Raw genomic sequence first — 4,992 nt, 5'->3', positions numbered from 1 at the left:
TTACCTCAGGTCGGGATTAGCTTATCACTTTGTCCGATTTTCCGGCGCCACCTCAGCGCCAAAGAGTCGAAGAGTTCGCCCGGAAATCCGGCCGCAATGTGTCATGTTTTGACCAGTGTGACGGATTCTTTCCCACATATCGCCTTTCCAAAATCGGCGGCCAGACATCCTGGCGATATTACGACCCCAACGAACTGTTCCTCACCGTATTCATGTACCAGCCGAGGGACATGCACGCGCGTACCAATGCGGTTCTCGATCGTATTCTGGGCTTTGCCAACGCGTGGGAAGGATCATTCTACATCGCTCTCACCGATCAGCCACCGGCGGGCGGTCACAAGACGATCGAAGGCGAAAACGTGCCGGACTTTCCGGATCGAAGCGCTTTCGCGCATCCTGTCGAACGTGCGCTGCTCCGCACTCTCACTGCTGGCGGAAACTACACGCTCGGTTCCCAGGGCTGGCATGAGTTTGCCTGGAATGGTCGTGTGTTCAGATTGGGAAGCAAGCCCGACCTCGAGAATCTTATTGTGGCCGAGATTTTACCAGAGACGGACAAACCTTAGTACGGTCGAGGCCCTCGCCTACCAGATGAAGGAATCATTCAATCTCACTTCTTCTTCATGGCACGAACCGTTTTCTCGACCCAGTCTGTTGAAATATGCATGCCTGTGGTTTTTTCGACGTATTGTTTGAGTTGTTCATAACTAGCTCCCTGCTCCCTCAAAGAAATAAGATCCGGCAATATCGTTATAAGTCTTGCCTTTTTCTTACCAGGAGCAACTTCAAATCCAAATGCCTCTTTGTAGTCCATGTGCCGTACCCTTGACTAAGATTGGTAGATGAATTTTATTTTACACGCGGTGTATAAAACAGGGGCAGTTTCTGACGGATTTGGCGTGATTTCGGCTATGGACTTTTGGCTTGCACTTGTTTATGGCCGTTTCAGCCATTAGCAGAACAGGTTTGGCGTGAACGGCTGGAGCAAGCAGGTGTTTATGACTGACGTTCCACCTTGGCTGCATGCTTCCAACCTGAGCCGGAGCGGTTGAATGCTCCGAAGACGGTTCACTTTTTTAGCCAGTCTGCTGCTCATATCCATCCTGGCGGGTTGTAACGAGCCTACAGCGCCTCTGCGCCATGATGCGTATATTTGGCAGCGCAAATGGACGCCTGCCGTTTCCGATGCGGTCCATCAATCGGCCGACATCATGCAGGAGTGGCGGCTGCTGGGGGCCTATGCCGATGGGTCCGGTCACTTGCGCCAGACCTCACCCGACTGGACCGTTTTGAACGGCAGCGGGAAGCCCGTCATCATGGTCGTCCGCATCGACGGCCAGCTCATTCGATGGGACGAGGACAGCCTATTGGCCGAAATCCACTCGTTCATCGTCCAATGGCGGGCAAATGTGGGCCTCTTCGCAGGTCTGGAAATCGACTATGACAGCGCTACTGCGCGCCTGCCGGAGTACGCGAGCTTCCTCAGGCGGCTACGGGCGCAAATCGATAGTAATTTGCGTCTTTCCGTTACGGCTTTGCCGGCCTGGCTATCCTCGACGGGTCTGGACGAACTCTTTGAACCGGTGGACGAGGTCGTGCTGCAAGTGCACGCAGTAAAAGCGGCACAGGAAGGAATTTTCAGCCGTCAGGATGCAACTACCTGGATTAGACATATGGCTGCGCGTATAAAAAAACCGTTCCGCGTAGCTCTTCCAGCATACGGGGTACGAATAGCCCAGCATGAGGAAGGAACCGTCCTGTCCGTCGAAAGTGAAGTTCCGCTGTTGGCCGGGGGGGCCAGTTTCACTGAGATGACCGTCGATCCAGGTCAGGTTTCTTTGTTACTTCGCGAACTCGATCGTCATCGGCCGAATCATCTCACCGGCATTGTGTGGTTCCGGCTACCGATTACTTCCGACAGGAGGTCTTGGAGTCTGGCGACTTTAAGAGCTGTTATCCGCGACAAGCCGGTCGAGAGCCAACTCGACGTGGTGGTCGAAGATAGCGATACGCCAGGAGTGAAGACCCTAGCGCTGGTCAATACAGGTGACGTTGACGCTCGTTTTCCCCGGATTCTTGAACTCCCCGGCGAGTGTGTGCTCGCCGATGGCATCCACGGCTACTCTATGGAACTACGGGAGGGGCGCCACATGCTTGTCCGAGCGCAGGAAGCAGTCTTGCATGAACATCAACGTATGGATGTTGGTTGGGCGAGGTGTGCCTTAAAGCGGGAGGATGTTCATGCGCGGCCATAAGGCTCTGATTGCGGCGTTCATGCTAAGTGCAAGCGCAACGGTCGCGTTGGCATGTGCAATTGATCTTCCAAACCAGTTGCTCGACAACCGGGGCGATACGTTGAAGGCACCACCAGCGAACTTATTCGCTTATGAGATCCGGCGCTTGATCAACGTTCCAAAGGACGATCTGAAACCCAAAGAGGGCCAAGAGTACCATTTTTCTGAGCGCACGAAGAAGTTCTACACCGGCAAGGATGCCGTAAAGCAGGCTTTGGCGGATGGAATAGCCGTCGGGCTCAGCAAGGAGCAAGCGATGCTCCTCTCCGCACTCGAAGATGCCGGGGACAGCAACGCCATCCTCGCAGAAGAGGATAAACTTCCAGCCGATGTTCGCCTCTATTCCGCTGGCGCAGTGGATTATCGGCGCGGACAAATCGAGCTAGCTGCCCAACGGTGGCAAGCGGTCTTGGACTTGCCCGAAGAAAAGCGCCAACTGCGCACGACCCACGCCGCTTACATGCTCGGCAAAATTGCTACAGCGGAAGGTGACGCCGACAAGGCCGAAAGGGCCTTTGCGCTAACGCGCGACCTAGTCAGGGCGGGAATGAAGGATCCCGAGGGCTTGGCCGTGGCCAGCTATGGAGAGGAAGCGAGGATCCATCTTCGTCGTGCCAAGAAGCTGCTCGAAAATGGCTTCGTTCCTGACGAAGCTGCCGCCGAGTATGCGAAGGAAATTGACGCTGCGATCACCCTTTACGCAGAACAGGTTGTGAGAAAATCCAATAGCGGTTTTGCTTCACTGCGTATCGTCGCCCAAAATATCATCCAGAACCGAAGCACCTTGGTTGCAGCCGCTCAGGTTCCCAATGCGCAGCGCATTGTGGTGGCCTTTATTTTGGCGCGCTTCTACAACGATGTCCCCGATCCGAACGACCAGGCGACAGACAACACGGACGATGCGGCGTCCGTGGGTCCTGACTTCACCACGAAGGACGTGATTGAGACGCTGGCCGAAGAGGGTGAGCGTCACGGAGAAGGCTGGTTGGCCGATGCGCAATGGTTAGCTGCTCTGGCCTACCGTGAGGAAGAATTCGATCTGACGAAACGTCTGTTGGAAAAGACACGAGGCCCGCTCGCTTCGTGGCTGAATGCAAAACTCGCTGTGCGGAATGGCGACATTAACGCGGCGACCGGCTATTACGCCGATGCGGTAAAGGCATTTCCCACGGCAGACAAAGAAAATCCTTTGGACGAGGCCAACCGCTCGTTGCTGGTAGGTGAGGACGGCGTCCTCGCTCTCGCTCGCGGCGAATATGCAGTGGCGTTGGAGTACCTTTTTGCGGCAGGCAATACGTATTGGCGGGATACTGCCTATGTGGCCGAGCGGGTCTTAACTGTTGACGAGCTGAAAAAATTTGTCGATGCAAAGGTACCGCCGACAAATGGCGATGGTTCAAAGCCTTGGGGCGTAGGAAATTTACGCGATTTGTTAGCCCGCCGTCTGATGCGCGAAGGGCGGCACCAGGATGCTTTCCCCTATTTCCAGAGCCCTGAAACCCGTCAACACGCCATGGATTACGCCAGTTCCTTGAAGGCGGCCTCAGATCGATGGTTTTCAATAGGGCGAGCTGAGGCGTGGTATCACGCTGCTGCGTTGGCACGGGACGCCGGTATGGAAATGATGGGGAGTGAGGAAGGGCCCGATTATTTCTTGTGGGGCGGATCATGGGCTGGCGGCGCGTGGCCGCAGGAAGAAGAACAGATTGACAGTCCGTTCGTTACCGACGGTGAAAAGCAACGCTTTGCCCGCACAAAAATCGAGCCCGACGAGAGATATCACTATCGTTACATTGCGGCCGATCTCGCACAGCGTTCATCGGAACTCCTGCCACCCCGATCCCAGGCATTTGCTGCCGTCTTGTGCAAAGCAACGGAATGGATGCTGCAGACGCGCGAAAACGACAGGGCCCGCGAACTCTACCAGCGCTATGTGAAGCAGGGCGCAATCGTACCCTGGGCTACCCACTTCGGATGGAAATGTCCTGATCCGGATTTTGATGCCGCCCCGAAAGCCCTTCGGAGGCAATTCGTTGGCCAGGTTCGCCATTTCATCAGCGTGCAGCGTTGGGCCTTTTTCGGCGCGATCCTCGTTGTCGGTGTCTTACTAGGCTGGCTTATCTGGCAGAAGCGCAGGCATAAACATAGGCGAGCCTCTGCATGGGGTAGGAGTGAGGAATGAACTCTGTCTTGCGTAACCTCGGGCGGGAAGATAGGCGGCTCGGCTAATGCTTCCTCACGCAACTCAACAGCGGGTCAGTTGCATCCCTGTTATTATATTTAGGGATCTGACGTTGCCGGATCCCAAAACATGCGCGTGCGCGTGATATAGGGATCTGTGATAGCCAAGATCTTCCTGAATTTTCGGTTATATGGTTGAAATATCAAGCTATTTCTGCCCAGCTTGAGGGATGAATTGTTGAACTCGGTTTGGTAGGCGTCCTCGCCATCAATGATCCGTGCCGTCAGAAGTAGAATGCCGCAGTGGCGTAAGGATATTCGCGGCCCATCGGTCCAACTCGTCCAGCGGATAAAGGTACCCATCCGGCGTAGACCGCCGGAGGGCTATTCCTGATTGGTTTGCGGGATTGTCCCAGAGCCAGTCTTCGTCGACGCCCAGGTCGATGGCGACGCGCGCGATGGGCGTGACACTGTGGATCTTGTTGCGTTGCGTGCTCATCAGGCTGCCAGGACGGCG

Annotated in this window: 5 protein-coding genes; 3 read left to right on the top strand and 2 right to left on the bottom strand. The window is 55.3% G+C overall.

Going from position 1 to position 4,992, the window contains the following annotated elements; genetic code table 11:
* Nucleotides 1-29: 29 nt before the first annotated feature.
* The gene (locus F8N36_RS14440) at nucleotides 30-566 is read left to right on the top strand and encodes a hypothetical protein (RefSeq protein WP_291333574.1); all 537 of its coding nucleotides are present in this window, start codon (nucleotides 30-32) and stop codon (nucleotides 564-566) included.
* A gap of 44 nt (nucleotides 567-610) precedes the next feature.
* Here F8N36_RS14440 and F8N36_RS14435 read toward each other — a convergent pair whose 3' ends face one another.
* Nucleotides 611-814 carry a hypothetical protein gene (locus tag F8N36_RS14435; protein ID WP_291333573.1) on the bottom strand — a complete coding sequence of 68 codons (204 nt, stop codon included), beginning with the start codon at nucleotides 812-814 and terminating at the stop codon, nucleotides 611-613.
* A gap of 238 nt (nucleotides 815-1,052) precedes the next feature.
* Here F8N36_RS14435 and F8N36_RS14430 point away from each other — a divergent pair, with 238 nt between their 5' ends.
* Nucleotides 1,053-2,255, top strand: a complete 1,203-nt coding sequence (locus tag F8N36_RS14430; RefSeq protein WP_291333571.1) for a DUF3142 domain-containing protein — start codon at nucleotides 1,053-1,055, stop codon at nucleotides 2,253-2,255.
* Nucleotides 2,242-4,476, top strand: coding sequence for a hypothetical protein (locus tag F8N36_RS14425; protein ID WP_291333570.1), 2,235 nt, complete (start codon nucleotides 2,242-2,244; stop codon nucleotides 4,474-4,476). The genes F8N36_RS14430 and F8N36_RS14425 overlap by 14 nt, the downstream gene beginning before the upstream one ends.
* A gap of 267 nt (nucleotides 4,477-4,743) precedes the next feature.
* Here F8N36_RS14425 and F8N36_RS14420 read toward each other — a convergent pair.
* Nucleotides 4,744-4,992: hypothetical protein (locus tag F8N36_RS14420; protein WP_291333568.1), on the bottom strand; the 249-nt coding region annotated here is incomplete at its 5' end.

The organism is Desulfovibrio sp., assembly GCF_009712225.1.
In the GTDB taxonomy this organism is placed as follows: Bacteria; Desulfobacterota; Desulfovibrionia; order Desulfovibrionales; family Desulfovibrionaceae; genus Desulfovibrio.
The sequence above is the reverse complement of the archived record's forward strand: the minus strand, read 5'-3'. Positions and strand labels throughout refer to the sequence as shown.

Coding starts and splice junctions, on each gene's coding strand:
- F8N36_RS14425 (WP_291333570.1), top strand. CDS start 2,242: ATGCGCGGCCATAAGGCTCTGATTGCGGCGTTCATGCTAAGTGCAAGC.
- F8N36_RS14435 (WP_291333573.1), bottom strand. CDS start 814: ATGGACTACAAAGAGGCATTTGGATTTGAAGTTGCTCCTGGTAAGAAA.
- F8N36_RS14430 (WP_291333571.1), top strand. CDS start 1,053: ATGCTCCGAAGACGGTTCACTTTTTTAGCCAGTCTGCTGCTCATATCC.